The 25,173-nt window shown below is 63.0% G+C and carries 26 protein-coding genes; 17 read left to right on the top strand and 9 right to left on the bottom strand.

Annotated features, from left to right (window positions below; translation table 11 throughout):
* Positions 1–142 precede the first annotated feature (142 nt).
* On the bottom strand, positions 143–817 hold the full coding sequence (locus AC04SH_RS02450; protein WP_013532163.1) for an alpha/beta hydrolase: 675 nt from the start codon (positions 815–817) through the stop codon (positions 143–145).
* A 239-nt stretch (positions 818–1,056) separates the two neighbouring features.
* Here AC04SH_RS02450 and AC04SH_RS02445 point away from each other — a divergent pair, with 239 nt between their 5' ends.
* From AC04SH_RS02445 to sufA, 7 genes are all read left to right on the top strand, one after another.
* The gene (locus AC04SH_RS02445) at positions 1,057–2,220 is read left to right on the top strand and encodes a cysteine desulfurase family protein (RefSeq protein WP_488573804.1); all 1,164 of its coding nucleotides are present in this window, start codon (positions 1,057–1,059) and stop codon (positions 2,218–2,220) included.
* A gap of 244 nt (positions 2,221–2,464) precedes the next feature.
* Positions 2,465–3,982, top strand: a complete 1,518-nt coding sequence (gene sufB / locus AC04SH_RS02440; RefSeq protein ID WP_023700863.1) for a Fe-S cluster assembly protein SufB — start codon at positions 2,465–2,467, stop codon at positions 3,980–3,982.
* A gap of 31 nt (positions 3,983–4,013) precedes the next feature.
* Positions 4,014–4,769, top strand: coding sequence for a Fe-S cluster assembly ATPase SufC (gene sufC, locus AC04SH_RS02435; protein ID WP_023694111.1), 756 nt, complete (start codon positions 4,014–4,016; stop codon positions 4,767–4,769).
* Positions 4,770–4,788: 19 nt separating this feature from the next.
* On the top strand, positions 4,789–6,057 hold the full coding sequence (gene sufD / locus AC04SH_RS02430) for a Fe-S cluster assembly protein SufD (RefSeq protein ID WP_488573803.1): 1,269 nt from the start codon (positions 4,789–4,791) through the stop codon (positions 6,055–6,057).
* A 107-nt stretch (positions 6,058–6,164) separates the two neighbouring features.
* A complete protein-coding gene (locus tag AC04SH_RS02425; RefSeq protein ID WP_488573802.1) occupies positions 6,165–7,406 on the top strand; it encodes a cysteine desulfurase in 1,242 nt (413 codons plus the stop codon).
* A 5-nt stretch (positions 7,407–7,411) separates the two neighbouring features.
* Positions 7,412–7,807 carry an SUF system Fe-S cluster assembly protein gene (locus AC04SH_RS02420; protein WP_477232774.1) on the top strand — a complete coding sequence of 132 codons (396 nt, stop codon included), beginning with the start codon at positions 7,412–7,414 and terminating at the stop codon, positions 7,805–7,807.
* 105 nt (positions 7,808–7,912) lie between these two features.
* The gene (gene sufA, locus AC04SH_RS02415; RefSeq protein ID WP_023694115.1) at positions 7,913–8,293 is read left to right on the top strand and encodes a Fe-S cluster assembly scaffold SufA; all 381 of its coding nucleotides are present in this window, start codon (positions 7,913–7,915) and stop codon (positions 8,291–8,293) included.
* 139 nt (positions 8,294–8,432) lie between these two features.
* Here sufA and AC04SH_RS02410 read toward each other — a convergent pair whose 3' ends face one another.
* A complete protein-coding gene (locus AC04SH_RS02410; protein ID WP_488573801.1) occupies positions 8,433–8,930 on the bottom strand; it encodes a GFA family protein in 498 nt (165 codons plus the stop codon).
* A gap of 89 nt (positions 8,931–9,019) precedes the next feature.
* Between AC04SH_RS02410 and AC04SH_RS02405 the strand changes: the two genes are divergently transcribed.
* Complete coding sequence (locus AC04SH_RS02405) at positions 9,020–9,343, top strand: TfoX/Sxy family protein (RefSeq protein WP_488573800.1); 324 nt, start codon at positions 9,020–9,022, stop codon at positions 9,341–9,343.
* A gap of 238 nt (positions 9,344–9,581) precedes the next feature.
* Here AC04SH_RS02405 and AC04SH_RS02400 read toward each other — a convergent pair whose 3' ends face one another.
* Both AC04SH_RS02400 and AC04SH_RS02395 read right to left on the bottom strand, forming a co-directional pair.
* Positions 9,582–10,499 carry a pseudouridine-5'-phosphate glycosidase gene (locus tag AC04SH_RS02400; protein WP_488573799.1) on the bottom strand — a complete coding sequence of 306 codons (918 nt, stop codon included), beginning with the start codon at positions 10,497–10,499 and terminating at the stop codon, positions 9,582–9,584.
* 70 nt (positions 10,500–10,569) lie between these two features.
* Positions 10,570–11,514 carry a carbohydrate kinase family protein gene (locus AC04SH_RS02395; protein WP_488573798.1) on the bottom strand — a complete coding sequence of 315 codons (945 nt, stop codon included), beginning with the start codon at positions 11,512–11,514 and terminating at the stop codon, positions 10,570–10,572.
* Between the two features lie 9 nt (positions 11,515–11,523).
* Between AC04SH_RS02395 and AC04SH_RS02390 the strand changes: the two genes are divergently transcribed.
* From AC04SH_RS02390 to AC04SH_RS02370, 5 genes are all read left to right on the top strand, one after another.
* Positions 11,524–11,889: a hypothetical protein gene (locus AC04SH_RS02390; protein ID WP_488573797.1), complete on the top strand. Its 366-nt coding sequence runs from the start codon at positions 11,524–11,526 to the stop codon at positions 11,887–11,889.
* A 6-nt stretch (positions 11,890–11,895) separates the two neighbouring features.
* Positions 11,896–12,996 carry a recombinase RecA gene (recA, locus tag AC04SH_RS02385; protein ID WP_112561417.1) on the top strand — a complete coding sequence of 367 codons (1,101 nt, stop codon included), beginning with the start codon at positions 11,896–11,898 and terminating at the stop codon, positions 12,994–12,996.
* Positions 12,997–13,267: 271 nt separating this feature from the next.
* Positions 13,268–15,934 (top strand): alanine--tRNA ligase, encoded by a 2,667-nt coding sequence (gene alaS, locus AC04SH_RS02380; protein ID WP_488573796.1) that lies wholly within the window; start codon positions 13,268–13,270, stop codon positions 15,932–15,934.
* 10 nt (positions 15,935–15,944) lie between these two features.
* On the top strand, positions 15,945–17,258 hold the full coding sequence (locus AC04SH_RS02375) for an SDR family oxidoreductase (protein ID WP_488573795.1): 1,314 nt from the start codon (positions 15,945–15,947) through the stop codon (positions 17,256–17,258).
* Complete coding sequence (locus tag AC04SH_RS02370) at positions 17,255–17,734, top strand: DUF2269 family protein (RefSeq protein WP_488573794.1); 480 nt, start codon at positions 17,255–17,257, stop codon at positions 17,732–17,734. Before AC04SH_RS02375 ends, AC04SH_RS02370 begins: the two co-directional genes overlap by 4 nt.
* A 4-nt stretch (positions 17,735–17,738) precedes the next feature.
* Here the strand turns inward: AC04SH_RS02370 and AC04SH_RS02365 are convergent, their stop codons facing one another.
* From AC04SH_RS02365 to AC04SH_RS02355, 3 genes are read right to left on the bottom strand one after another with little or no spacing between them, the layout of a single operon-like run.
* The gene (locus tag AC04SH_RS02365; protein ID WP_488573793.1) at positions 17,739–18,320 is read right to left on the bottom strand and encodes a demethoxyubiquinone hydroxylase family protein; all 582 of its coding nucleotides are present in this window, start codon (positions 18,318–18,320) and stop codon (positions 17,739–17,741) included.
* A 20-nt stretch (positions 18,321–18,340) separates the two neighbouring features.
* Positions 18,341–18,955 carry a glutathione S-transferase family protein gene (locus AC04SH_RS02360; RefSeq protein WP_488573792.1) on the bottom strand — a complete coding sequence of 205 codons (615 nt, stop codon included), beginning with the start codon at positions 18,953–18,955 and terminating at the stop codon, positions 18,341–18,343.
* 10 nt (positions 18,956–18,965) lie between these two features.
* Positions 18,966–20,177, bottom strand: a complete 1,212-nt coding sequence (locus AC04SH_RS02355; protein WP_488573791.1) for an NADP-dependent isocitrate dehydrogenase — start codon at positions 20,175–20,177, stop codon at positions 18,966–18,968.
* 221 nt (positions 20,178–20,398) lie between these two features.
* Between AC04SH_RS02355 and AC04SH_RS02350 the strand changes: the two genes are divergently transcribed.
* The 3 genes from AC04SH_RS02350 (at position 20,399) to murI (ending at position 22,877) form a co-directional block, all read left to right on the top strand.
* Complete coding sequence (locus AC04SH_RS02350; RefSeq protein WP_352559777.1) at positions 20,399–21,247, top strand: RNA methyltransferase; 849 nt, start codon at positions 20,399–20,401, stop codon at positions 21,245–21,247.
* Between the two features lie 79 nt (positions 21,248–21,326).
* Positions 21,327–21,929 (top strand): DUF805 domain-containing protein, encoded by a 603-nt coding sequence (locus AC04SH_RS02345; RefSeq protein WP_488573790.1) that lies wholly within the window; start codon positions 21,327–21,329, stop codon positions 21,927–21,929.
* A gap of 147 nt (positions 21,930–22,076) precedes the next feature.
* The gene (gene murI, locus AC04SH_RS02340) at positions 22,077–22,877 is read left to right on the top strand and encodes a glutamate racemase (protein ID WP_488573789.1); all 801 of its coding nucleotides are present in this window, start codon (positions 22,077–22,079) and stop codon (positions 22,875–22,877) included.
* Here the strand turns inward: murI and AC04SH_RS02335 are convergent.
* Positions 22,874–24,256 (bottom strand): RNB domain-containing ribonuclease, encoded by a 1,383-nt coding sequence (locus AC04SH_RS02335; RefSeq protein ID WP_488573788.1) that lies wholly within the window; start codon positions 24,254–24,256, stop codon positions 22,874–22,876. The two genes, murI and AC04SH_RS02335, sit on opposite strands and share 4 nt — an antisense overlap.
* Positions 24,257–24,417: 161 nt before the next feature.
* Between AC04SH_RS02335 and AC04SH_RS02330 the strand changes: the two genes are divergently transcribed.
* A complete protein-coding gene (locus tag AC04SH_RS02330) occupies positions 24,418–24,606 on the top strand; it encodes a DUF3008 family protein (protein ID WP_488573787.1) in 189 nt (62 codons plus the stop codon).
* A gap of 77 nt (positions 24,607–24,683) precedes the next feature.
* Here the strand turns inward: AC04SH_RS02330 and AC04SH_RS02325 are convergent, their stop codons facing one another.
* A complete protein-coding gene (locus tag AC04SH_RS02325) occupies positions 24,684–24,893 on the bottom strand; it encodes a hypothetical protein (RefSeq protein ID WP_477232759.1) in 210 nt (69 codons plus the stop codon).
* Positions 24,894–25,173: the final 280 nt, after the last annotated feature.

Raw genomic sequence — 25,173 nt, 5'->3', positions numbered from 1 at the left:
GAACCGGCATTCTGCACCGTTCAGGCAGGCCGCGCCACATGTCAGGCGGGCCAGATCATATGGATCAGCAGAAAACGGCATTCGCGCCCGTCACGGGCACGAATGCGCATGGCACAACATCCGACCGGGAGGGGCCAGGCTTCTAGCGCAACCGCTTCGGCCGCGGATCGGACAACTCGCCGGCGAGCCGGCGGTCGAGATAATCCGCACATTCTTCCAGCAGCAGGTCGGCATCATTGGAGAAGAAATGGTTGGCGCCGGGCAACGTCTTCTGGGTGATGGTGATGCCCTTTTGCGTGTGCAGCTTGTCGACCAGGCCCTGCACATCCTTGGGCGGCGCCACCTTGTCGGCGTCGCCATGGATGATCAGGCCAGATGACGGGCAGGGCGCCAGGAACGAGAAATCATAGGTGTTGGGCTGCGGCGCGATCGAGATGAAGCCTTCGATCTCGGGACGGCGCATCAGAAGCTGCATGCCGATCCACGAGCCGAAGGAATAGCCGGCGACCCAGCAGCTCTTGGAATCCGGATGCAGCGACTGCACCCAGTCGAGCGCCGCGGCAGCATCCGACAATTCGCCGGTGCCGTGGTCGAATTCGCCCTGGCTGCGGCCGATGCCGCGAAAATTGAATCGAAGCGTGGTGAAATCGCGCTTCTGGAACATGTAGAAGAGGTCATAGACGATCTTGTTGTTCATCGTGCCGCCGAACTGCGGGTGCGGATGCAACACAATGGCAATCGGCGCGCTCTTTTCCTTGGAAGGCTGGTAGCGGCCCTCCAGGCGGCCGGCCGGACCGGTGAAAATGACCTCAGGCATAAAATACTCCACGTGGCATAAGAATGCGCGGCGCCCGGAACAACTCTTTCCTCTGGCCTTGACGCAGGGCGAGCGTCTTCTTAGAAGCTAGTTTAGAATTGTTCAAAACTGGATAGCCAGCCGTAACGGCTTGGCCATCCCCGCCGCAAGCCGCGTAAATAGGACGTCTTGCCTTGCAATTTCAAGGAAATAACGCGCTATCCCTGCGGAATGGGGTTTGACGGGATCGATGAGCGAAAATGGCCGCAGCACGCGCCTATCTCGACTACAATGCCAGCGCGCCGCTCGTCACCCAGGCGCGTGAGGTGATGATTGCGGCGCTCGATCTCGTCGCCAATCCGTCGTCGGTGCATGCCGAGGGCCGCGCGGCGCGCCGGCTGATCGAGAACGCCAGGCGCGACGTGGCGGTGCTGGTCAATGCGAAACCCGAACATGTCGTGTTCACCTCCGGCGCGACCGAGGCTGCCTCGATGCTTTTGACGCCGGATTGGCAGATGGGCCGCGGCACTGTGCGCATGAGCCGGCTCTATGTCAGCGAGGCCGATCATCCTTGCCTGCTCAATGGCGGCCGTTTTCCGGCCGCGCAGGTGACGAGGATCGGCGTCGATGCCGACGGCATCGCCAATCTCGCTCAACTGACAGCCGTTCTGGCCACGCATGACAAGGCTGAGGGTCTGCCGCTGGTGGCAATCCATGCCGCCAACAACGAGACCGGCGTCATCCAGCCGGTCGAGGCCATCGCCGCAATCGTCAAGGCGGCTGGCGGCATTCTGGTGGTCGACGCGGTGCAGGCGGCGGGCCGCGTTTCCATTGATATGTCAGCGCCTTACGCCGACTATTTGATTCTGTCCTCGCACAAGATCGGCGGCCCCAAGGGGGTTGGCGCCATGGTTGCCGCGGCTGACCTGATGATGCCGAAGCCGCTGATCAATGGCGGCGGCCAGGAAAAGGGCCATCGCGGCGGCACCGAAAACCTGGCGGCCATCGCCGGCTTTGGCGCTGCTGCACGGCAGGCTCTGGCCGGATTGCAGACCATGGACGAGGTACGGGTTCGCCGCGACGAGGTCGAGATCATCGTCAAAACACTGGTGCCGGACGCAGAAATCTTCGGAACTGGCGCGCCAAGGCTTGCCAACACGACATTCTTCGCTATTCCCGGCATCAAGGCCGAGACGGCGCAGATCGCCTTCGATCTGGCCGGCGTTGCGCTTTCGGCGGGATCGGCCTGTTCATCGGGCAAGGTCGGTCCGAGCCATGTGCTGAAAGCCATGGGGTATGGCGACAGCCTTGGCGCTTTGCGCGTGTCCATCGGCCACGCAACGAGCGCCGGGGATATCGAACTGTTCCGTACTGCGCTGGCGGGGATTGCCCAGCGCCGGGCGGGCAGGGAACAAGCCGCCTGAGGCGGCGGGAGCATCGGACCGAAAAGTGCGCAAGCGGTTTTCGGATAATCCGATGCTCAAAGAAAGACCAATTCAGGCCTCGCGGCCTGGTAGAGCCGTGCGTTTGCAAGTGGCCGGGTGAATTCCCGGTCGAGACGCACTATATGGAACTTACGCCGCTTCCGGCGCCTCCAGGGGCTGCCGTTGGCGATGCCATAGTTTGAAAACTGTCGGGCCTTGACCCCGGCGTGGATGGAGAACGCTTATGCCTGCTGTGCAGGACACGATCGATCGGGTCCGAAAGATCGACGTCGATCAGTACAAATACGGATTCCAGACAGAGATCGCGATGGATAAGGCCCCCAAGGGCCTGAGCGAAGACATTATTCGCTTCATCTCGGCCAAGAAGGATGAACCGTCCTGGATGCTGGAATGGCGTCTGGAAGCCTATCGGCGCTGGCTGACGCTGGAAGAGCCGACCTGGGCACGCGTCCACTATCCGAAGATCGACTTCCAGGACCTCTATTACTACGCGGCGCCCAAGAGCACGCCCGGCCCGACATCGCTCAGCGACGTCGATCCCGAATTGCTGAAGGTCTACGAAAAGCTCGGCATTCCGCTCAGGGAACAGGAAATCCTCGCCGGCGTGCAGAAGACCGACGCGTCCGATCTCGAGGAGCCCAGCGACAATGTCTACAAATCCGGCCGTGTCGCCGTCGACGCGGTGTTCGATTCCGTTTCCGTCGTCACCACCTTCAAGAAGGAGCTGGCGCAGGCCGGCGTCATCTTCTGCTCGATCTCGGAAGCCATTCGCGAGCATCCCGAGCTGGTGCAGAAGTATCTGGGCTCGGTCGTGCCGACCTCCGACAATTTCTACGCCACGCTGAATTCGGCTGTGTTCACCGACGGCTCGTTTGTCTTCGTGCCCAAGGGCGTACGCTGCCCGATGGAACTGTCGACCTATTTCCGCATGAACGAGAAGAACACCGGCCAGTTCGAGCGCACGCTGATCATCGCCGAGGAGGGGGCTTACGTCTCCTATCTCGAAGGCTGTACGGCGCCGCAGCGCGACGAGAACCAGCTGCATGCCGCCGTCGTCGAACTGGTGGCGCTCGACGATGCCGAGATCAAATATTCGACGGTGCAGAACTGGTACCCCGGCGACGCCGAGGGCAAGGGCGGCATCTACAATTTCGTCACCAAGCGCGGCGACTGCCGTGGTGACCGTTCGAAGATCTCGTGGACGCAGGTCGAGACCGGCTCGGCCATCACCTGGAAATACCCGAGCTGCATCCTGCGCGGCGACGATTCCTCGGGCGAGTTCTATTCGATCGCCGTGTCGAACGGCTACCAGCAGGTCGACTCGGGCACCAAGATGATCCATCTCGGCAAGAACACGTCGAGCCGCATCATCTCCAAGGGCATTGCCGCCGGCTTCTCGCAGAACACCTATCGCGGCCAGGTCTCGGCGCACCGCAAGGCGACCAACGCCCGCAACTTCACCAATTGTGACTCGCTGTTGATCGGCGACCAGTGCGGCGCACACACCGTGCCCTACATGGAAGCCAAGAACTCGACGGCGCAGTTCGAGCACGAAGCGACGACGTCGAAGATTTCCGAGGACCAGAAGTTCTACGTCATGCAGCGCGGCATTCCGGAAGAAGAGGCGATTGCGCTGATCGTCAACGGCTTCGTCAAGGACGTCATCCAGCAGCTGCCGATGGAGTTCGCGGTTGAAGCGCAGAAGCTGATCGGCATCAGCCTCGAGGGCTCGGTCGGCTGACCGGAGAGATATTCAGGAAAGAAAAGAAAGAATGCTTGAGATCAAGAACCTGCATGCCCGCATCGTCGATGATGGCACCGAGATCATCCGCGGCCTCAACCTGACGGTGAAAGCCGGCGAGGTCGCCGCCATCATGGGCCCCAATGGCTCGGGCAAGTCGACGCTGTCCTACATTCTCGCTGGCCGCGAGGACTATGAGGTCACCGAAGGCGACATCCTCTACAACGGCCAGTCGATCCTCGAAATGGACCCGGCCGAGCGCGCCACGGCGGGCATTTTCCTCGCCTTCCAGTATCCTATGGAGATACCGGGCGTCGCGACCATGGAATTCCTCAAAGTGGCGATGAACGAGCAGCGCAAGGCGCGCGGCGAGGAACCGCTGAAGATCCCGGAATTTTTGAAGCGGGTGAAGGAAGCGGCCGCGTCGCTCAACATGGACATGGCGATGCTGAAGCGGCCGCTCAATGTCGGCTTCTCCGGCGGCGAGAAGAAGCGCGCCGAGATCCTGCAGATGAAGCTCTTGGAGCCGAAACTCTGCGTGCTCGACGAGACCGATTCCGGCCTCGACATCGATGCGCTGAAGATCGTCTCGGACGGCGTCAACGCGCTGCGCTCGCCCGAGCGCGCCATCGTCGTCATCACCCACTACCAGCGCCTGCTGGAGCACATCGTGCCGGACTCGGTGCACGTCCTCTACAAAGGTCAGGTGATCAAGTCCGGCGACAAGTCGCTGGCGCTCGATCTCGAAGCCAATGGCTATGCCGGCGTGATCGGCGAAGCCGCGTGAGATGCCAGAGGCCAGACTGATGAACATGCACTCGATACCCCAGCGCACCCAGGCCGAAACGGCGCTGATCGACGCTTTCGGCGAGCGGCTGTCGCTGCTGCCGGGCGACGGCGCGGTGACGCTGAAGCGCGACGACGCCATCGAGGCGATCAAGCACGGCCTGCCGACCCGGCGCATCGAATCCTGGCACTATACGGATCTGCGCCGCCTGCTGACGTCGGTGCCGGCATTCGATCCTACAGCCGCCACCAAAGCGTTGCCGCCCATCGTCGAAGGCTCCGCCATCCTGGCCGTGCTGAACGGCGTCTCCGGCGCGAAATTCCCCGCGATCGAAGGCGTGACCGTTCAACGCCTGTCGGAAAAGCTGACCGACGGCTCGATCGCACCGGGCCTCGACCCCTACGGCAGCGATGACGCCATCGGTGCACTGAACACCGCCTTTGTCGCCGACGGCTATTTCGTCGACATCGCTGATGGCGCAGAACTGGAAAAGCCCATCGAATTGCAGAACCTGCAGGCCGGCGGCCAGGTGCATGTGCGCTTTCCCGTGCGTGTCGGCGCGGGCGCCAAGGCTGCTATCGTCGAGCGTCAGGCCGGCGAGGGCGCGGCTCTGGGCAGCTCGGTCAGCCAGCTAGTGCTGGGTGAGGGCGCCGAGGTGACCTGGCTGATCGTCCAGGAGCAGCCGGAGACGGCCACGCATCTGGCGCAGTTCAAAGCGCATCTCGGCAAGAATTCGAAGCTGACCGTGTTCTTCATGAATGCCGGCGGCAAGCTTGTGCGCCAGGAGATCGTCGTCAGGACGACCGGCGAAGGCGCCGACTTCAAATTGCGCGGCATCAACCTTCTGGCCGGCGATACCCATACCGACGTGACCATGGTGCTCGACCATGCCGTGCCGCACACGACCTCGACGGAAGTGATCCGCAATGTCGTGACCGGCAAGGCGCGCGGCGTCTTCCAGGGCCGCATCAACGTCCATCAATACGCGCAGAAGACCAACGCCAAGATGGCCTGCAACACGCTGCTCCTGTCGGATGACGGCGAGTTCTCGACCAAGCCGGAGCTGGAAATCTTCGCCGACGACGTCGTCTGCGGCCACGGCGCGACCGTCACCGAGATCGACCACAACCATCTGTTCTACCTGATGGCGCGCGGCATCGACGAGAAAAGCGCCCGCGGCCTCCTGGTGAAAGCGTTTGTGGCCGAAGTGATCGAGGAACTGGACGACGAGGCGATCGTCGAGGCCCTGGAAACAAGGCTGGACGACTGGTTCGTGGCACACGGCTAAGCGCGTCTTCCCTTCTCCCCTTGTGGGAGAAGGTGGATTGGCGCGAAGCGCCAAGACGGATGAGGGGTGTTGGAAGGATCGCGGCCTTAGCCGCCAAGGACTTCGAAATGGACCAGAAACTCGAAACCACCCCCTACGACGTCGAGGCGATCCGCCGCGATTTCCCGATCCTGTCGCGCGAAGTCTACGGCAAGCCGCTCGTCTATCTCGACAACGGCGCCTCGGCACAGAAGCCTCAGGTGGTGCTGGATACAATCCAGCACGCCTACAGCCAGGAATACGCCAACGTCCATCGTGGCCTGCATTTCCTGTCTAATGCCGCGACCGACGCCTATGAGAAGGCGCGTGAGACGGTGCGCCGCTTCCTCAACGCGCCGAGCACCGACAACATCGTCTTCACCTCCAACACGACGGCCGCCATCAACACCGTCGCTTACGGCTATGGCATGCCCAATATCGGCGAGGGCGACGAGATCGTGCTGTCGATCATGGAGCACCACTCCAACATCGTGCCGTGGCATTTCATCCGCGAACGCCAGGGCGCCAAGCTGGTCTGGGTGCCGGTCGACGATCTCGGCGTCTTCCACATCGAGGAATTCGAAAAGCGCCTGACCGACCGCACCAAGCTCGTCGCCATCACCCATATGTCGAACGCGCTGGGCACGGTGACGCCGATCAAGGAGATCGTGCGCATCGCGCATGCCCGCGGCATTCCGGTGCTGGTCGACGGCAGCCAGAGCGCCGTGCATATGCCGATCGACGTGCAGGATCTCGACTGCGATTTCTTCGTCTTCACCGGCCATAAGGTCTACGGGCCCTCCGGCATCGGCGTGCTCTACGGCAAGAAGGACATTCTCTCGGGCATGCGCCCCTTCATGGGCGGCGGTGAGATGATCGAGGAGGTGACGGAAGACATCGTCACCTACAACGACCCGCCGCACCGTTTCGAGGCCGGCACGCCGCCGATCGTGCAGGCGATCGGTCTCGGTGCAGCACTGGAGTACATGGAAAAAATCGGCCGCGAGCGCATCGCCGCCCACGAGGCCGATCTCAAGACCTATGCGCATGAACGGCTGCGCGCGATCAATTCACTGCGCATCTTCGGCGATGCTCCCGGCAAGGGCGCCATCATCTCGTTCGAATTGCAGGGCATTCATGCCCATGACGTGTCGATGGTGATAGACAGGCAAGGCGTGGCGGTCCGTGCCGGCACCCATTGCGCCCAGCCGCTGTTGAAACGCTTTGGCGTAACCTCCACATGCAGGGCATCGTTCGGCATGTATAATACCCGGGCCGAAGTCGACGCTTTGGCCGAAGCGCTTGAGAAAGCGCGCAAGTTCTTTGGATGATGACCATGGATGATGCGAGCCACACCACCGAGACCGCGCCGGAGGCAGCTGTCAACAATCCGCTGGTTTCCGCTTCGACCATTCCGGCCGATGAACTGGCGCGGCTGACGGACGACATCGTTTCGGCGCTGAAGACGGTCTATGACCCGGAAATCCCGGCCGACATTTACGAGCTCGGCCTGATCTACAGGATCGACATCGAGGACGACCGCTCGGTCAAGATCGACATGACGCTGACCGCGCCGGGCTGCCCGGTGGCCGGCGAAATGCCGGGCTGGGTGGAGAACGCCGTCGGCGCCGTCGAAGGCGTCTCCGGCGTCGAGGTCAACATGACCTTCGACCCGCCCTGGTCGCCCGACCGCATGTCGGAAGAGGCGCAGGTCGCGGTCGGTTGGTACTAGGCTGGCAGAGGCTGGCGTACTTGCGCCAGTGGTAAAACTTCACCATTTTAGGTGAGGAATCATTCGGCGGGCCTTGAACCTGCATGGAATGGAAGAGGAAAAAGAATGGGACGCTTCGCCGTCATCACGATGACCGAAAAGGCCGCCGACCGGGTGCGCGAGATCGTCGCCACGCGCGACAATGCGCATGGCATTCGCCTTGGCATCAAAAAGGGCGGCTGCGCCGGCATGGAATACACCGTCGACCTGGTGACCGAGCCGAATACCAAGGACGACCACATCGAGCGCGACGGCGCGCACGTCTATGTCGCGCCTGAGGCTGCCCTTTTCCTGTTCGGCACCGAGATGGATTTCGAGCAGACGACGCTGCGCACCGGCTTCACCTTCCACAACCCGAACCAGAGCTCGGCCTGCGGCTGCGGTGAATCGGTTGAACTGAAGCCAGCTGATCTGAAAAAGCTGGCAGAGGCGCGCGCATCGGCCTGACACCTCTTCCTTCGCCCCGTTTACGGGGAGAAGGTGTCACGAAGTGACGGATGAGGGGCAGAGCGCCAGCCTCTCCAGAGTTAGCGCCGCCCCTCATCTGCCTGCCAGCATCTTCTCCCCGTAAATGGGGCGAAGAGCGCTACTTCACCCACATCTTCGTCCGCTTGTGCCAGTCGGCGATCGATTCCTCGGGGTAGACGTCGAACACCTTGTCCTTTTTTCCGATCACCGGCTCGACCCAGCTCGCCTTGTATTTCAGCATCAGGTGCACCTTTTCCGGCGGCTTCGGCAGCTCGCTGTCGATCGCTGAGGCAAACGGATGCACCAGCTCCGGCCAGGTCGGATCGTAGAGCCACAGCGCCGAGCCGCATTTCTTGCAGAAATTGCGCTCGCCGGTCGAAATTTCGCAGTTAGGGTGCTCGTCATCGTCGATCTCGGCCTGGTAGACGCTGAGGCTGCGCTTGCCCTTGATCTTCAGCGTCTTGTAGTCGGCGCCGAGATTGATGGCGAAACCGCCGCCGCCCTGCTGCTTGCGGCAGATCGAGCAGTAGCACAGCATGAACGGCACCGGCGTGTGGCTTTCCACCTCGAAATGGACGGCATCGCAGCGGCAGGATCCTTTGAGCAGAAGCGGCATGGCAAAACTCCGACGGATGGCTCTCAACTTGTCAGCATGGTTTTGGTTGCGGCAATGACAAGGCAAGATCGCGATGACATGATCGCGGCATGGACAATGAACGCATCGCCGAACTCTTCGAAGGCCTCGGCCCGGTCTCGATCCGCCGGCTGTTCGGCGGCAAGGGCATCTATTTCGACGGCGTTATCGTCGCCATCGTGCTGCGCGGCGAATTGCTGCTCAAGGCCGACGAACAAAGCGCGCCCGACTTCGAAGCTGCCGGCTGCAAGCAATGGACGTACACCGGGTCACGCCACGGCAAACTGGTTGCCATGCCGTACTGGAGCATTCCGGACGACGCGTTTGATGATCCCGACGAGATGACGGTGTGGGCGCGCCGGGCCTATGAGGCCGGGCGGCGACCGGGGAAGTAGCGCGCAATATTTGGAGATGTTGGCGGGACAGCACCCCCCTCTGGCCTGCCGGCCATCTCCCCCGCAAGGAGGGAGATTGGCAGCTTGACCGCCGGCTCTCACATTCAACGTTGGAGATTGGCGAAAGCCGACGTGGCATCTGATCTCCCCCCTTGCGGGGGAGATGTCCGGCAGGACAGAGGGGGGTGTGAAGGAACTCGGCGACTGCGTTTAGCAGGACATGCCAAACGCCAACCCTCTACAGCGCACTCGCAATCCTCGCCGCCAGCCGCGCATTGTTCTCGACCAGCGCAATATTCGTCTTCAAGCTCCGGCCGCCGGTCAGTTCGAGGATTTTTCCCAACAGGAACGGCGTCACCGCCTTGCCTGTCACATTCTGCACTTCCGCCGCTTTCTGCGCGGCCTCGATATAGCCGGCCATCTCGTCGGCCGGGATTTCGTCATCCTGCGGCACCGGGTTGGCGATCAGCATGCCGCCGCCGAGGCCCAACGAAGCCCGGATCTTGTAGAAATGCGCGATCTCTTCCGGCCTGTGCAGGGTCAGCGGCGCGCGGAAGCGCGACTGGCGCGACCAGAAGGCCGGCATGGTTTCGCAGCCATGGCCGATCACCGGCACGCCGCGCGTTTCCAGCACTTCGAGCGTCTTTTCGATGTCGAGGATCGCCTTGGCGCCGGCCGAAACGACGATGACCGGCGTGCGCGCCAATTCGTCGAGATCGGCCGAGATGTCGAAGCTCTTTTCCGCGCCCTTGTGCACGCCGCCAATGCCGCCGGTGGCGAACACCTTGATGCCGACCATATTGGCCGCGATCATGGTGGCGGCGACGGTGGTGCCCCCGGTGCGTCCCTCAGCAACCGCAAAGCCGAGGTCGGCGCGCGACAGCTTCATGGCGTCGCCGGTCATGGCCAGCGACTCGCGCTCGCCGTCCGACAGCCCGATCTTGATGCGGCCGGCGACCACGGCGATCGTCGCCGGCACCGTGCCATTATCCAGAATGATCTTCTCGACATTGGCGGCCATGGCGCCATTGTCGGGGTAGGGCATGCCATGGGTGATGATGGTGCTTTCCAGCGCCACCACCGGCCGGCCGGCGGTAAGCGCTTCGGCCACTGGCGGGTGGATGTCGATGAAGGGGCGAGCGCTTTGCGGGGTCATGACGGTCTCCGGTCCGAAGTGCTGCGCGTCCCCTTGGACGGCGCGCTCCGGCAATGGCAATTGGCCGCCCTCATGCCATTTCCTGCGCCTCCGGCACAAGAGCCAGTGCCTCGGCAAAGGTCGCGGCGGTGAAGGCCGGCACGGCATTCGCACTTTCGATGGCGAGCGTCGCCGCGGCAACGCCTTCACGCAGGGCCTGCCGCAATGCGAGGCCGCGCAGCAGGGCAGCGATGGTAGCACCGGCCAGCGCGTCGCCGGCACCGGTGACGTCGGCAACCTTCCTGGGCGCTGGCGGCAGGATCGAAAAGGCGCCGGCTTCGTCGAAACCGAGCACCGGGCCATCGCCCGCCGTCACCACGCCACTCCTGAGGCCGTTGCAGCGCAAACCGTCGACGGTCTCGCGCCCGGTGGCATTAGTACCGACGCCGGCCAGCACCATGGCCTCGCGCCGGTTCATGAAGACCTGCGCGAGCTCCTTCAGCACCGGTGTCAGCCGCATCACCTTGGCCGGCGAAATGGCGATGGCATAAACCGGCTTGCCGGCGGCAAGGCCCATCAGGCGCTCGAGTGCTGAAGACGGCAGATTGGCGTCGCACAGTACCGCATCGGCCGCGGCGACCACCTCGCGCACCTTGGAGCGGCGGATCTGCTTGGGGAACGCCAGATCGTAGAGCGCCATGTCGGCAAAGCCGGTGATCAGCTCTCCGTCGCGGTCGATCAGCGCCGTGTAGCTTGGCGTCGTGCGGTCGAGGAACACGGCGGACAAATCGGCGATGCCGGCTTCAGCGATGGCGCGCGCGACCGTCTCGCCCGCTGCATCGCCGCCGCGCATCGACATCAGCGCGGCCGAAACACCAAGCCGCGCGAGGCTGCGCAGGGCGTTGAAGACGCCGCCGCCGACATCCTCGCGCATCGTGCCGGGGTTGGACGCCGCCGGCACGTACGCACCGGAAACCTGGCCGCGCCGGTCGATATGGGCGCCGCCCACCGCCAGGATTTTTGCAGATTTCACCATGCCGGCGATATGACCTTTGTTATTCCAGGCGCACAAGCGCCAGAGCAATTCCAAGAAAAGTGTGAAACGGTTTTCTGTCCGGAATTGCGTCAGAAGGAGATAGAGCAATTCGCTGTTTCCATGAAACAGCGAACTGCTCTAGGCTGTGCGGCGGAGCTTCGCAGGCAGGCCAGCGATTCGGGCGGAGCCAAACAGCCCGCCGCTTGGCCCAATGCGAAATGCGCCCAGAAACGAAAGCGTGAGACAAAAAAAGAACAAATCCGGATAAAGATTGATTTTCAGATGTTTGACCCCACTTGCCAAACGAGAACAAAAAAGGTACAAACTGGGCAGGGATTACGGATTGTCCGGCCTTCATTGACGACCAAGGGGTGATGTATCATGGCTCAGAATTCTTTGCGGCTTGTAGAGGACAAAGCGGTGGACAAATCAAAGGCTCTGGACGCGGCGCTGTCGCAAATCGAGCGCGCCTTCGGCAAGGGCTCGATCATGCGGCTGGGCGCCAATGAGCAGGTCGTCGAGATCGAAACCGTGCCGACGGGATCGCTTGGCCTCGACATCGCGCTTGGCGTCGGCGGCCTGCCGCGCGGCCGCATCGTCGAGATCTACGGGCCGGAAAGCTCGGGCAAGACGACGCTGGCGCTGCACACGGTGGCCGAAGCCCAGAAGAAGGGCGGCATCTGCGCCTTCGTCGATGCCGAGCACGCGCTTGACCCGGTCTATGCCCGCAAGCTCGGCGTCGACCTGGAAAACCTGCTGATCTCGCAGCCCGACACCGGTGAGCAGGCGCTGGAAATCTGCGACACGCTGGTGCGTTCCGGCGCCATCGACGTCCTGGTCGTCGATTCGGTGGCGGCACTGACACCGCGCGCTGAAATCGAGGGCGAAATGGGCGATTCGCTGCCCGGTCTCCAGGCTCGCTTGATGAGCCAGGCGCTGCGCAAGCTGACCGCCTCGATCTCGCGCTCCAACACCATGGTCATCTTCATCAACCAGATCCGCATGAAGATCGGCGTCATGTTCGGCTCGCCCGAAACCACCACCGGCGGCAATGCGCTGAAATTCTACGCTTCGGTGCGCCTCGACATCCGCCGTATCGGTTCGGTCAAGGACCGCGACGAGGTCGTCGGCAACCAGACCCGCGTCAAGGTGGTCAAGAACAAGCTGGCGCCGCCCTTCAAGGTGGTCGAGTTCGACATCATGTATGGCGAGGGCGTGTCCAAGACCGGCGAACTGGTCGACCTCGGCGTCAAGGCTGGCGTGGTCGAGAAGTCAGGCGCCTGGTTCTCCTACAATTCGCAGCGCCTCGGCCAAGGCCGCGAGAACGCCAAACTGTTCCTGCGCGACAATCCCGACACGGCGCGCGAGATCGAACTGGCGCTCAGGCAGAATGCCGGGCTGATCGCCGAAAAGTTCCTCGAAAATGGCGGCCCTGAGCGCGGCGAAGACGACGGTTTCGAGGAAGAATCCGGCGCCATGTAGGGCAATGGTCAGAGTTCGGCCATAAATCCAGTCTATTATCCAATGCTTAAGTACTGAGTTCTTTAGTATCGCGTTCCAAACCGCCGGCCTTTGCGCCGGCGGTTTTCGTTTTTGGGCAAGCGTGGAGCCAGCCTGGTAGCTGCTCGATTGGCCCAATTCCGTGTTTCTGGACAGGGTGGGGCGTGCCCGCTAAAAGGCCAAGTCGATCTTCTAAAAGCAGAGACCAGTTTCCGCCGGCCGTGCCGGCGGTTTTCGCGAAAAGGCAGCAGTCATGAGTGGCGTGAACGAGATCCGGTCGACATTTCTCGACTATTTCCGCAAGGAGGGCCACGAGGTCGTGGCCTCGAGCCCGCTGGTGCCACGCAACGACCCGACATTGATGTTCACCAATGCCGGCATGGTGCAGTTCAAGAACGTCTTCACCGGCCTGGAGAAGCGGCCCTATTCGCGCGCCACCACCGCGCAGAAGAGCGTGCGCGCCGGCGGCAAGCACAACGACCTCGACAATGTCGGCTACACCGCGCGCCATTTGACCTTCTTCGAAATGCTCGGCAACTTCTCCTTCGGCGACTATTTCAAGGAGCGTGCCATCGAGCTGGCCTGGAACCTGATCACCAAGGAGTTCGGGCTGAACAAGGACAAGCTGCTGGTCACCGTCTATCACACCGATGATGAGGCGGCTGGTTTCTGGAAGAAGATCGCCGGTTTTTCTGACGACCGCATCATTCGAATCCCGACCTCGGACAATTTCTGGGCGATGGGTGACACGGGACCGTGCGGACCGTGCTCGGAAATCTTCATCGACCGCGGCGAGCACATCTGGGGCGGCCCTCCCGGCAGCCCGGAAGAGGATGGCGACCGCTTCCTCGAATTCTGGAACCTGGTGTTCATGCAGTATGAGCAGGTCACCAAGGAAGAGCGCATTGACCTGCCGCGGCCATCGATCGACACCGGCATGGGCCTGGAACGCATGGCCTCGATCCTGCAAGGTGTGGAAAGCGTCTTTGAAACCGATCTGTTCCGTCATCTGATCGATGCGGCGTCGTCCGCGCTCGGACAGGGGCCTGACAAAGAGACGGTCGCCTCCTTCCGCGTCATCGCCGATCATCTGCGCTCGTCCTCCTTCCTGGTCGCCGATGGCGTGCTGCCGTCGAACGAGGGCCGCGGCTATGTGCTGCGCCGCATCATGCGCCGCGCCATGCGCCATGCGCAGCTGCTCGGCGCCAAGGAGCCGCTGATGTGGAAGCTGGTGCCGGCGCTGGTGCGCGAGATGGGCCAGGCCTATCCCGAACTGCTGCGCGGCGAACAGCTGATCACCGAGACGTTGAAGCTCGAGGAGACGCGCTTCCGCAAGACGCTGGTGCGCGGCCTCGGCCTGCTTTCGGAAGCGACGGATACGCTGCACGCCGGCGACATGCTGGATGGCGAGACCGCATTCAAGCTCTATGACACCTATGGCTTCCCGCTCGATTTGACGCAGGACGCGCTGCGCCAGCGGAGCATCTCAGTCGACCTTGCCGGTTTCACCCATGCGATGGAGCAGCAGAAGGCCGAAGCGCGCAAGCATTGGACCGGCTCCGGCGAGGCCGCCACCGAAACCGTGTGGTTTTCGGTGCGCGAACAGACCGGCGCCACCGAATTCCTCGGCTACGAAACTGAAGCTGCGGAAGGCCTCATCCAGGCACTGGTCAAGGACGGCAAGACCGTCGACAGCGCCGGCAAGGGCGATGCCGTGGCGGTCGTTGTCAACCAGACGCCGTTCTACGGCGAGTCCGGCGGCCAGATGGGCGACACCGGCGTCATCTCGGGCGAGGGTTTCTCGATCGAGGTTTCGGACACGCAAAAGAAGGCCGACGGTCTGTTCGTGCATCTGGGCAAGGTGGCAAGCGGCACCGTCAAAACGGGTGCCGCCGTCGAGCTGAAGGTTGATCATGCGCGCCGCACCAGGCTGCGCGCCAACCACTCCGCGACGCACCTGATCCACGAGGCTTTGCGCGAGGTGCTGGGCACCCATGTCGCGCAGAAAGGCTCGCTGGTCGCGCCCGAGCGGCTGCGTTTCGACATCTCGCACAACAAGCCGATCTCGGCTGAGGAGCTCGAAGAGGTCGAGCGCATGGCCAACGAAATCGTCGTCCAGAACAGCCCGGTGACGACCCGCTTGATGTCGGTCGACGACGCTATCGCCGAAGGCGCCATGGCGTTGTTCGGTGAGAAATATGGTGACGAGGTGCGCGTCGTGTCGATGGGCACCGGCCTGCACGGCGCCAAGGCCAACCGACCTTATTCGGTCGAGCTGTGCGGTGGTACCCACGTGCGGGCGACCGGCGATATCGGTCTTGTCCGCGTCGTCTCCGACAGCGCGGTCGCCGCCGGCGTGCGCCGCATCGAGGCGCTGACCGGCGAAGCCGCGCGCAAACATCTCGACGAGCAGGACAGGCGGTTGAAGGCCGTCGCCTCGACATTGAAGATCTCACCGGCCGACGTGCCGGCGCGTGTCGAGACGCTGCTTGAAGAGCGCAAGAAGCTCGAGAAGGAGCTGAGCGAAGCGCGCAAGAAGCTGGCGCTGGGCGGCGGCGCCGCGGCCGGCGCGCCCTCAGAGAACGAGACCGTCGCCGGTGTCGGCTTCCTCGGCAAGGCGGTATCGGGTGTCTCGCCGAAGGATCTGAAGCCGCTGGCCGATGCCGGCAAGACCTCGCTCGGCTCCGGCGTCGTGGTCTTTGTCGGCGCCGGCGAAGACAACAAGGCAAGCGTCGTCGTCGCCGTCACCGACGACCTTGTCGGCCGCTTCAGCGCCGTCGATCTGGTGCGCGTCGCCTCGGCCGCCTTGGGCGGGCAGGGCGGCGGCGGCCGGCCCGACATGGCGCAAGCCGGCGGCCCGGATGCCTCGAAGGCAAATGATGCGATCGCCGCGGTCAAGGCGGCGCTGGAGGCAGCCTGAAAGCCATCCTATGCCCGATAGCCCTGGCATCAAGGTGCTCGTCCTCGGCGGCTACGGACTGATCGGCGAAGCTGTCGTCGGCCGCCTGGTTGGCGACGGGCATCAGGTGGTCGGCCTCGGCCGCGACATCAGGGAAGCCGCGCGGCGCTGGCCGGCGGTGCGCTGGATCGCGGCCGACATGGCGCGGCTGCTTGCCGCTGAAGACTGGCTGCTGCTGGTCGACGGGATGGATGCAGTGGTCAATGCGGCAGGCGCCTTGCAGGACGGCCCACGCGACCGCCTCGACGCCATCCATCGCGGCGCGGTCGTGGCGCTGGTCGCCGCCTGCGAACGGGCCGGGGTGCCCCGCTTCGTGCAGATCTCCGCCATAGGTGCCGATCCCGCCTCCTCAGATGTTTTCTTCAGCACCAAAGGTGAAGGCGACAAGGCCGTCGCAGGTTCTTCGCTGGAATGGACTATCCTGCGCCCGGGCCTGGTGATCGCACCCGCCGCCTATGGCGGGACGGCACTTTTGCGCGCGCTTGCCGCCTTTCCCGGTTTCATCCCTGCCGTGATGGCGCGCCAGCCCATCCAGACCGTGGCGGTCATGGACGTCACTGAGTCGGTGTCGCGCGCGGTTGCCGGATCCCTGCCGCCGCGTCTTTCCGTCGATCTCGTCGAAGCCGAGGCCCGCTCGCTGGCCGACGTGCTGGTTGCCTTCCGGGCATGGCTTGGCCTGCCGCCGGCCCGCCTTGTGCCGATGCCGGCCTTTCTCGGTGGGATCGCGGCTGTTGTTGCCGATGGCCTCGGCCTGCTCGGCTGGCGATCACCTCTGCGCAGCGCAGCCCTGACCGCGCTGGCGCGCGGCGTGACGGGCAATGCCAAATCCTGGAACGAGATTTCGGATCACAAGCTGCAGCCGCTGGAAGTAACGCTGGCGGCTATGCCGACGCATGTCCAGGAGCGCTGGTTCGCCCGCCTTTGGCTGCTGAAACCGCTGGTGTTCGGCGTCCTCTCGCTGTTCTGGTTGGTGTCCGGCATTGTCGGCTTTATCAGGCACGATGCGGCTGCCGGCATTCTGGTCTCGCATGGCCTGTCGCCAACGCTTGCGCTCGGAATGGTTCTTGCGGGAAGCGTTGCCGACATTCTCGTCGGCGCCGCGGTTCTTGTGCGGTCCTTCGCGCGGCTCGCCCTGATGGGGATGATTGCCATCACCTTGGCTTATCTTGGCGCCGCAACCGCGCTTGCGCCCGATCTGTGGCTCGATCCTTTGGGAGCAATGGTCAAGGCTGTTCCAGCACTTTGCCTCGCCCTGGTGGCGCTGGCGATTTTGGACGAGCGATGAGCCTCTGGGTCGACCTTCTGCGCTGGGCGCATATCATCGGCGCCACGGTGTTGTTCGGCACCGGCGCTGGCATCGCCTTCTTCATGCTGATGGCGCAGCGCACCGGCCGCGCCGAACTCGTCGCCCATGTCGCGGACACCGTCGTCATCGCCGACACCATCTTCACGGCGACGGCCGTCATCGTCCAGCCGATCACTGGCGTGCTGCTGGCGCAGGCCGTGGGCTGGCCGCTGTCGGAAGGCTGGATCGTGGCGTCCCTGCTGCTTTACGTCGTGACCGGCCTGTTCTGGCTGCCGGTGGTCTGGATCCAGATCCGCATCCGCAACCTGGCGCGGCGGGCGGCCAGCGAAAACGCGCCGCTGCCGCCTGAGGAAAAGCGCCTGTTTCGCATCTGGTTTGCCTGCGGCTTTGCGGCCTTCGCCGCCGTGCTCGGCATTCTCTGGCTGATGATCACAAGGCCGGCAATCGGCCTTTAAAACCTTAGCTCTGCTTCGCCGCCTTCAGCGCGCGCGTCATTCTGCTGGAGTCGCCCCAGGTGGACAGCCAGATCAGCACGTCGGTGGCGACTGAAATCAGCGACCGCAGAAGGTTCATAGCCGGACCGGGCGATTTCAACTGCTCTTCGGCATGATGGAGGTGGGCAAGCTCTTCCTCGCGGATGGCCAGGATGATGCCGTGCAAGTCCGGGTCGCGGTTGGCCAGAAAGAAAAGCTGGTCGTCGAGATGGCGATGTACCGTCGCTTCGACAGCTGCCGTGCAAGCCCAGATGCCTTGCGGGCCGAGCAGGGCGGTCACAAAGCCCAGCAGCCAGCCGCCCCAGTTCCAGAATTGCATCACCCGGCACGGTCGCGACTGCCGCTGCGGCATGGTGGAGCGGAACGCTGCGCAATGCGTGCGCTCGTGCCCGAGCATCTCCGACAAGGATGGCACGCAACCCGGCCAGAAGCGTTTGGCGACCAGAATCTGGGCCGAATAGATCCTGATCGCACCGAACTCACCGGCGTGGTTGACCCTGACTATTCTGGCAATGGTGAGCGCGTCCTGGCGAGAAAGGTGAGCCATGCGCGCGCCCTAACCTCATGTCAGCCCGCCGCCAGGCTCGGACGTTTTGCAATTCCGTCCCACCAGACGTGGATGTCGGCGAACGCGGCAAGCAGCCTTTGCCCCTCGGGGACCTTGAGGAAATAGGCGATGATGGATGCCGCATGCAGGTCGGCCAGCGTCAGCTGATCGCCGAGCAGCCACGGCCCGGGCGCTTTGAGGGAGGTAAGCACCCTGAGCACCGTTTCGGCCTGGCGCAGTCCGTTGGCGATCAGCGCCTCGTCGGGCGCTTCCTTCTCCAGCCGCTCGACGGCGACGTCCCAAACCATCGACCTGTACCCATAAGCGTCGAGCATGCCGATGATCTGGTTCATCCGCGCGCGGCCGTGCGGGTCTTTCGGCTGCAGCGCGGGGCCGTCGAACGCCTCGTCGACATAACGGGCGATTGCGCTGGTTTCGAACAGTCGAAAGCCGTCATGCTCGAAGGCTGGGATGCGGCCGAACGGGTGATGCTCGAAATACCAGGTGGGAGTGCCCTCCGCAGCGAAGACATCGACCGGCACAAGCTCGTAGTCGATGCCCTTTTCCGCCAGCACGAGGCGGACGATGCGCACATAGACGCTGTAGTCCGCCCCGTAGACGATGGGCTTGGCCATGGCTCCCGGCTTACGCCATCGCCTTCTGCAGATTCTCGTCGATCTTGTCGAGGAAGCCGGTGGTCGACAGCCAGGGCTGGTCGGGTCCGATCAACAGCGACAGATCCTTGGTCATGAAGCCGCTCTCGACCGTCTGGATACAAACCTTTTCCAGCGTCTCGGCAAAGCGCTTCAGTTCGGCATTGTCGTCGAGCTTGGCCCGGTGGGCGAGCCCGCGCGTCCAGGCGAAGATCGAGGCGATCGAATTGGTCGAGGTTTCCTCGCCCTTCTGGTGCTGGCGATAGTGGCGCGTCACGGTGCCGTGCGCGGCTTCCGCTTCCACCGTCTTGCCGTCCGGCGTCATCAGCACCGAGGTCATCAGGCCGAGCGAACCAAAGCCTTGCGCCACCGTGTCGGATTGGACGTCGCCATCATAGTTCTTGCAGGCCCAGACATAACCGCCCGACCATTTCAGGCTCGACGCGACCATGTCGTCGATCAGGCGGTGCTCGTACCAAAGCTTCTTCGCCTTGAACTCGGCTTCGAATTCGGCCTCGTAGACTTCCTGGAAAATGTCCTTGAAGCGGCCGTCATAGGCTTTGAGGATGGTGTTCTTGGTCGAGAGATAGACCGGATAGTTGCGCAGCAAGCCGTAATTCAGCGAGGCGCGGGCGAATTCGCGGATCGAGTCGTCGAGATTGTACATGGCCATCGCGACACCGGCGCCGGGCGCGTCGAACACATCATGCTCGATCACGTTGCCGTCCTCGCCGACGAACTTGATGGTCAGCTTGCCCTTACCGGGGAAGCGGAAATCGGTGGCGCGGTACTGGTCGCCGAAGGCGTGACGGCCGACGATGATCGGCTTGGTCCAGCCCGGCACCAGCCGCGGCACGTTCTTCATGATGATCGGCTCGCGGAAAATGGTGCCGCCGAGGATGTTGCGGATGGTGCCGTTCGGCGACTTCCACATCTTCTTCAGCTTGAATTCCTCGACGCGCTGCTCGTCGGGGGTGATCGTCGCGCATTTGACGCCGACGCCCCATTTCTTGATGGCGTTGGCCGAATCGATGGTCACCTGGTCGTTGGTGGCGTCGCGGTGCTCGATGCCGAGGTCGTAATATTCAAGCTTGAGGTCGAGATAAGGGTGGATCAGCTTGTCCTTGATGAACTGCCAGATGATGCGGGTCATCTCGTCGCCGTCGAGTTCGACGACCGGGTTCGCCACCTTGATCTTCGCCATGGAAAGAATGCCTCGCTTTTGGGGAACAAAACGGCCTTGCCCGCATGGCTTTCGGCCGGGGATGCGGAGCGTATATCAAAGCCTATTTGGCCGCGCAAACGCCGATCGGCGTTGAATGGGTGGTCTGTGCGGCGAGCTGGTGTTTTTGCAAACGCTTCATTTTGGCGGGTGGATGTGGCAGGGAACGCTGAAAATGCCGCAAACAGCAGTTCATTGAGATCATGTCCGCCGCGCAACCTCCTGAAAACGTCTCCGCCGCCGGTCCGGCGATCATCCTCGTCGAGCCGCAACTCGGCGAGAATATCGGCATGGTCGCGCGCGCCATGGCCAATTTCGGTCTGTCCGAACTCAGGCTCGTCAACCCGCGTGATGGCTGGCCGAGCGAGAAGGCGCGCGCTGCCGCCAGCCGCGCCGACCATGTTATTGATGCCGTCACCGTGTTTGGCGATCTGGCGTCCGCCGTCGCGGATCTCAATTTCGTCTTCGCCACCACGGCGCGCGAGCGCGACGGCTTCAAGCCGGTGCGCGGACCGGTCGAGGCGGGCAGGGCGCTGAGGGCTCGTCAGATAGCTGGCCAGCGCACCGGCATCCTGTTCGGACGAGAACGCTTCGGCCTCTACAATGATGAGGTCGGGCTCGCCGACGAGATCGTCACCTTCCCAGTCGATCCCGGCTTTTCGTCGCTGAACATCGCCCAGGCCGTGCTGTTGATGTCCTATGAGTGGATGAAATCGGGTCTGGAGGACGAGACGACGACCAATTTCTCCAGTCCCGAAATGAAGCCGGCGAGCAAGGAAGAGTTGCACGGCCTGTTTGCCTATCTCGAAGGCGCGCTCGAAGCGCGCGGCTATTTCCGCCCGGCGCCGAAGAAGCCGAAGATGGTCGACAACCTGCGCGCTGTCCTGACGCGCGCCGGGTTTGCCGAGCCGGAACTGAAGGTGCTGCGCGGCATCATTTCGTCGCTGGATCGGTTTTCGCCGGCGATGCCGCGCGGCGACGGCTCGCCGGGAGACGATCCGAGACGGCTTCCGGCCGCCGCGCGAAACCGGAAGACAGACCAAGAAGGTTAAGATCAGTAAGCTTCGAACGTCCGGCGTAACCGAATATTATCTGGTGCTGATCTATTGTTGTGAAAACGGTGGGTTGCACATGTTCACCTCCAATATCGGCCGCATGCGCTTCTTCTTCTACTCCCTCGGGGTGGCTTTCCTCGAAGCCATGGCTGCTCTGGTGTGCATTGTAGGCACGATCGGCTTTGAGGGCTTCATCAACTCCGCGCCTGGTCCGTCGCGGCAAGGAATGGCCGGCGCGGTCCTCATCGTTTCGCTGCTGGCTGTGGTCATGCGTGGCAATATTGCCTGGCGGCGCAGCCGCGACGCCAACGGCAAAGGCTGGATCTTGTGGTCCTATATCGTGTTCTGCGCCATCTACGCCTTTCTGCAGGCAGGCACACTGCTGGTCATCGATTTCAACGATCCGGAAAGCACGCCCAGTGGTTTGAACCTGCTTGCGCTGTCGATCTTTGGCCTTTGGTGCACGATCCTGGTGGCGAAGCCGGTGGCGGGCAGCAATATCGATGAGCTGACATCGGTTTTCGATTTCGAGGGCGCTGTTCCGTCGGCCAGCGGCCGGATGGCCACCAGCACTGCGCCATCCACTGCGCGCGCCGCCGCACCGGCCACACGCTCGGTGCCGTCTGTCCAACTGACGGGCCGGCCAAAGCCCGCCGGCTTCGGCAAGCGTGGGCTGTAGAGCAATCGGAAAGCGGTCTTCGCCGGGTTGCACAAAACTTGGGTGAATTCGCCACTTCAAGACCATGATCGTTGCGGATAGAACGGCATCGGCCACATCACCGGCCAGCCCTTCTGATCTCCAGCCCCTTTCCATGGTCCGACATCAATGAGCGATCGATCAAGCCACCGCCCGATCCTGATGTTCGATTCCGGCGTTGGCGGATTGACCGTGCTGCGCGAAGCCCGCGTGCTGATGCCCGACCGCCGCTTCGTCTACGTCGCCGATGACAAGGCCTTTCCATATGGCGCCTGGGAAGAGCCGGCGCTGCAGGCTCACATACTCGATCTCTTCGCCAAGCTGCTCGACCGTTTTCAGCCGGCGATTTCGGTCATCGCCTGCAACACCGCCTCGACGCTGGTGATCGATGCGTTGCGCGAAACATTCCCCGGCCATCCCTTTGTCGGCACCGTGCCGGCAATCAAGCCGGCAGCCGAGCGCACCCGCTCCGGGCTGGTCTCGGTGCTGGCGACGCCGGGCACGGTGAAGCGCCAGTACACGCGCGACCTGATCGGCAAATGGGCGCAGAAATGCCATGTCCGCCTGGTCGGCAGCAACAATCTGGCCGGACTGGCCGAGGCCTACATGCGCGAGGGCTTTGTCGACGAAGAGGCCGTGCGCGCCGAGATCGCACCGTGCTTCGTCCAGCATGACGATTTGCGCACCGATATCGTCGTGCTCGCCTGCACGCACTACCCGTTCCTGGCCAACCGCATGCGCAAGACAGCACCCTGGCCGGTCGACTGGATAGACCCGGCCGAGGCGATTGCCCGCCGTGCCTTGTCGCTGCTTCCGACAGTCGACGGGGCGTTGCCGCAAGGTGAGCCCGACATCGCCGTCTTTACCTCGGGAAAGCCGGATTTCGCCATCAGCCGGCTGATGCAGGGTTTTGGATTGAGCGCACGCTAGGCAGGTTGGAAGACAATGCTGCGTTGATCCGGATCGGCCGAAACAAGCCTTAGCGTCAGGCCGTCGCCCTGCCTGAACCCGGAGGCCTTCACATTCGCAACGACAGGCATGTTCGAGAGCTGTACGCGCATACGCTGGTCGGCGACGTCGGTGACGACGGCCTTGAACATTTCACCCTGGCGTCCCTTCAGCATCACCGCCTCGGCAAGGTCGATGGCCGTGTGGTTGATCTGCGAGGCGCCGGCATCCGCGCGCCCCATCACCGTGGGCAGTCTGGCAAACGCCTCGGTGACGGCCTGCGGCACCGGCTGGCCGTTGGCGATTGCCAGCGCGCAGCGCACGACGTAGCGGTCTGCAAGCCGCCTCAGCGGCGCGGTGGCGTGGGCATAGGTCGCAGTCATGGCCTCGTGCCACGGCACAACGCCTTCCTCATAGGGTTGGTAGGACGCACCGGAACCGGCACGGCGGATTTCCAGCATCAGCGCCGCCTGTTGCCTGTCGCCCGGATCAAGGGTTCGCTGATAGTCGCGCAGACTGGTCGAAGCCGGCCAGGACAGGCCGAGAGCCTGTGCCGCGCAACGCAGTTTTTTCACCTTGGCAGCATCCGGCGGCGCCATCACCCGGAACAGCCCGGTCCGGTGTGCCAGCATGGCGTCGGCAATCGCCATGTTGGCAGCCAGCGAAAGCGCGGCGTTGTCTTGCTCGGATTGCAGCAGCGGTCTGAACGCAAGCTGGAATGTACCATTGGCAAGCTGTTCCACCTCCTGCTCGGGCGGGTCGACGCGGGAAGCACCACGACGCTCTTCGTTTGCCGCCATGCGCCGGGAAATTTCGGCAAAGCCTGCCGGAACGTCGGAGGCTCGCACGGTGTCATAGGCGAGTTTGGCGCGGCTCTGAATGATTGCGCGCTCCGCGCCGTCCAGCTTTACCGCACCGTCCCCGGCGATCCGAACCGTGAAGACAACAGCCGGACGCGGCCCGCTGGGCAACAGGCTCGCCGCACCCTCGGCGATCACCGGGGGATAAAGCCCGGCCTTGCCGTCCGGCAAATACAGGGTCTCGCCCCGCGCCCAGGCTTCGACATCCACCGCGTCGCCGTCCTCGACGAACCAGGCCACGTCGGCAATGGCATAGTGCAACAGAAGGTCGCTGCCGCTCGCCTCGATCGAAAAGGCCTGATCGAGATCGGTGGAAGTCGCCGGATCGAGTGTCACGAAAGGCATCGCCGTTCGGTCGACATGCTGGCCGGGCACCCGTTTGGCCGCCCTCTGTGCCAGGGCCATCACGTTGGGCGGAAACCCGTCCGGCACATGGAACTCGGTGCGGATTTTTGACAGGCCGTTAGCGAGAGCCTGCGAGGGATCGGTCAACGATTTCATGGCGCCGTCCTACACTGGCGTTTCGGACACGGGAAGGCCGATTTGCCGGCAGGCGGGCCGGCCATGGGGAGAAACGAGCGCGGACCGGGAGTTGGCCGCCAGAGCTGGAACTCTCGCCGAAGCGCAACGTTTCTTCTTCTGGCAGCAAAGGAGGAACCGATATGCCTGCAAAATCACAAGCCCAGCAAAAGGCCGCGGGCGCCGCGCTTTCGGCCAAACGCGGCGAAACCAAGAAAGGCGAACTCATAGGCGCTGCACGCGAAATGTATGAATCGATGAGCGAAAAGCAGCTTGAGGAATTCGCCGAGACCAAGCGCAAGGGGCTGCCCAAGAAGAAATCGGCGGACTGAGGCCCGGATACTGTGCCGTCAAAAACAAAGGCCCGCGGCCGAGACCGCGGGCTCTTCACTTCAGGCCGGAGCCGAAACTACCAGCGCCACCAGCAGCGCTTCACCTTGTAGCGGATGACCTTCTTGTGGCCGTGCCGCCAGACGACCTTCTTCTTCACCACGATGCGGCAGACCTGATAATGTCTGTGACCGTGCCAATGCCTGGCCATCGCCGGCTCGGGGACGGCAATCGACATCGATCCTGCCAGGACGGCTGCACTTACCAACGAAAGGAAGAATTTTTTCATACGACTTCTGGCTCCTCTAGCTCCAGTCCCTTCCTAATGCCGTTGGCAACCACCCGCCACATCCGGCACCGCACTTAACACCAGAAAAGCTATAGGGTTGCCGCAGCCGCCGCCAGCAGCGAGCTTGACACAGGTTAAATCTCCGTTTAACGAGCCCACCAACACCGGGCCGCAATGCCCGGTGGTTTCTTTTGCATGGCAAGAACCCAGGGAAAACAGGTTTATCGTTTCCTTGGTCTTGTTAAACTGACGTGTCCCGTGGGTTTTCCATCGCATTGCG

It is taken from the genome of Mesorhizobium sp. CNPSo 4688, from assembly GCF_057784295.1.
The sequence above is the reverse complement of the archived record's forward strand: the minus strand, read 5'-3'. Positions and strand labels throughout refer to the sequence as shown.

What these genes read in the sequence shown, in the direction of transcription:
- AC04SH_RS02360 (WP_488573792.1), bottom strand. Translation starts at nt 18,955, where the DNA reads ATGGCCAAGCCCATCGTCTACGGGGCGGACTACAGCGTCTATGTGCGC.
- AC04SH_RS02410 (WP_488573801.1), bottom strand. Translation starts at nt 8,930, where the DNA reads ATGCCGCTTCTGCTCAAAGGATCCTGCCGCTGCGATGCCGTCCATTTC.
- AC04SH_RS02390 (WP_488573797.1), top strand. Translation starts at nt 11,524, where the DNA reads ATGACCTTTGTTATTCCAGGCGCACAAGCGCCAGAGCAATTCCAAGAA.
- sufD (WP_488573803.1), top strand. Translation starts at nt 4,789, where the DNA reads ATGAACATGCACTCGATACCCCAGCGCACCCAGGCCGAAACGGCGCTG.
- AC04SH_RS02335 (WP_488573788.1), bottom strand. Translation starts at nt 24,256, where the DNA reads ATGAAATCGTTGACCGATCCCTCGCAGGCTCTCGCTAACGGCCTGTCA.
- AC04SH_RS02365 (WP_488573793.1), bottom strand. Translation starts at nt 18,320, where the DNA reads ATGGCTCACCTTTCTCGCCAGGACGCGCTCACCATTGCCAGAATAGTC.
- sufA (WP_023694115.1), top strand. Translation starts at nt 7,913, where the DNA reads ATGGGACGCTTCGCCGTCATCACGATGACCGAAAAGGCCGCCGACCGG.
- sufC (WP_023694111.1), top strand. Translation starts at nt 4,014, where the DNA reads ATGCTTGAGATCAAGAACCTGCATGCCCGCATCGTCGATGATGGCACC.
- sufB (WP_023700863.1), top strand. Translation starts at nt 2,465, where the DNA reads ATGCCTGCTGTGCAGGACACGATCGATCGGGTCCGAAAGATCGACGTC.
- AC04SH_RS02405 (WP_488573800.1), top strand. Translation starts at nt 9,020, where the DNA reads ATGGACAATGAACGCATCGCCGAACTCTTCGAAGGCCTCGGCCCGGTC.
- murI (WP_488573789.1), top strand. Translation starts at nt 22,077, where the DNA reads ATGAGCGATCGATCAAGCCACCGCCCGATCCTGATGTTCGATTCCGGC.
- recA (WP_112561417.1), top strand. Translation starts at nt 11,896, where the DNA reads ATGGCTCAGAATTCTTTGCGGCTTGTAGAGGACAAAGCGGTGGACAAA.
- AC04SH_RS02375 (WP_488573795.1), top strand. Translation starts at nt 15,945, where the DNA reads ATGCCCGATAGCCCTGGCATCAAGGTGCTCGTCCTCGGCGGCTACGGA.
- AC04SH_RS02350 (WP_352559777.1), top strand. Translation starts at nt 20,399, where the DNA reads ATGTCCGCCGCGCAACCTCCTGAAAACGTCTCCGCCGCCGGTCCGGCG.
- alaS (WP_488573796.1), top strand. Translation starts at nt 13,268, where the DNA reads ATGAGTGGCGTGAACGAGATCCGGTCGACATTTCTCGACTATTTCCGC.
- AC04SH_RS02450 (WP_013532163.1), bottom strand. Translation starts at nt 817, where the DNA reads ATGCCTGAGGTCATTTTCACCGGTCCGGCCGGCCGCCTGGAGGGCCGC.
- AC04SH_RS02355 (WP_488573791.1), bottom strand. Translation starts at nt 20,177, where the DNA reads ATGGCGAAGATCAAGGTGGCGAACCCGGTCGTCGAACTCGACGGCGAC.
- AC04SH_RS02330 (WP_488573787.1), top strand. Translation starts at nt 24,418, where the DNA reads ATGCCTGCAAAATCACAAGCCCAGCAAAAGGCCGCGGGCGCCGCGCTT.
- AC04SH_RS02445 (WP_488573804.1), top strand. Translation starts at nt 1,057, where the DNA reads ATGGCCGCAGCACGCGCCTATCTCGACTACAATGCCAGCGCGCCGCTC.
- AC04SH_RS02400 (WP_488573799.1), bottom strand. Translation starts at nt 10,499, where the DNA reads ATGACCCCGCAAAGCGCTCGCCCCTTCATCGACATCCACCCGCCAGTG.
- AC04SH_RS02345 (WP_488573790.1), top strand. Translation starts at nt 21,327, where the DNA reads ATGTTCACCTCCAATATCGGCCGCATGCGCTTCTTCTTCTACTCCCTC.
- AC04SH_RS02420 (WP_477232774.1), top strand. Translation starts at nt 7,412, where the DNA reads ATGGATGATGCGAGCCACACCACCGAGACCGCGCCGGAGGCAGCTGTC.
- AC04SH_RS02395 (WP_488573798.1), bottom strand. Translation starts at nt 11,514, where the DNA reads ATGGTGAAATCTGCAAAAATCCTGGCGGTGGGCGGCGCCCATATCGAC.
- AC04SH_RS02325 (WP_477232759.1), bottom strand. Translation starts at nt 24,893, where the DNA reads ATGAAAAAATTCTTCCTTTCGTTGGTAAGTGCAGCCGTCCTGGCAGGA.
- AC04SH_RS02425 (WP_488573802.1), top strand. Translation starts at nt 6,165, where the DNA reads ATGGACCAGAAACTCGAAACCACCCCCTACGACGTCGAGGCGATCCGC.
- AC04SH_RS02370 (WP_488573794.1), top strand. Translation starts at nt 17,255, where the DNA reads ATGAGCCTCTGGGTCGACCTTCTGCGCTGGGCGCATATCATCGGCGCC.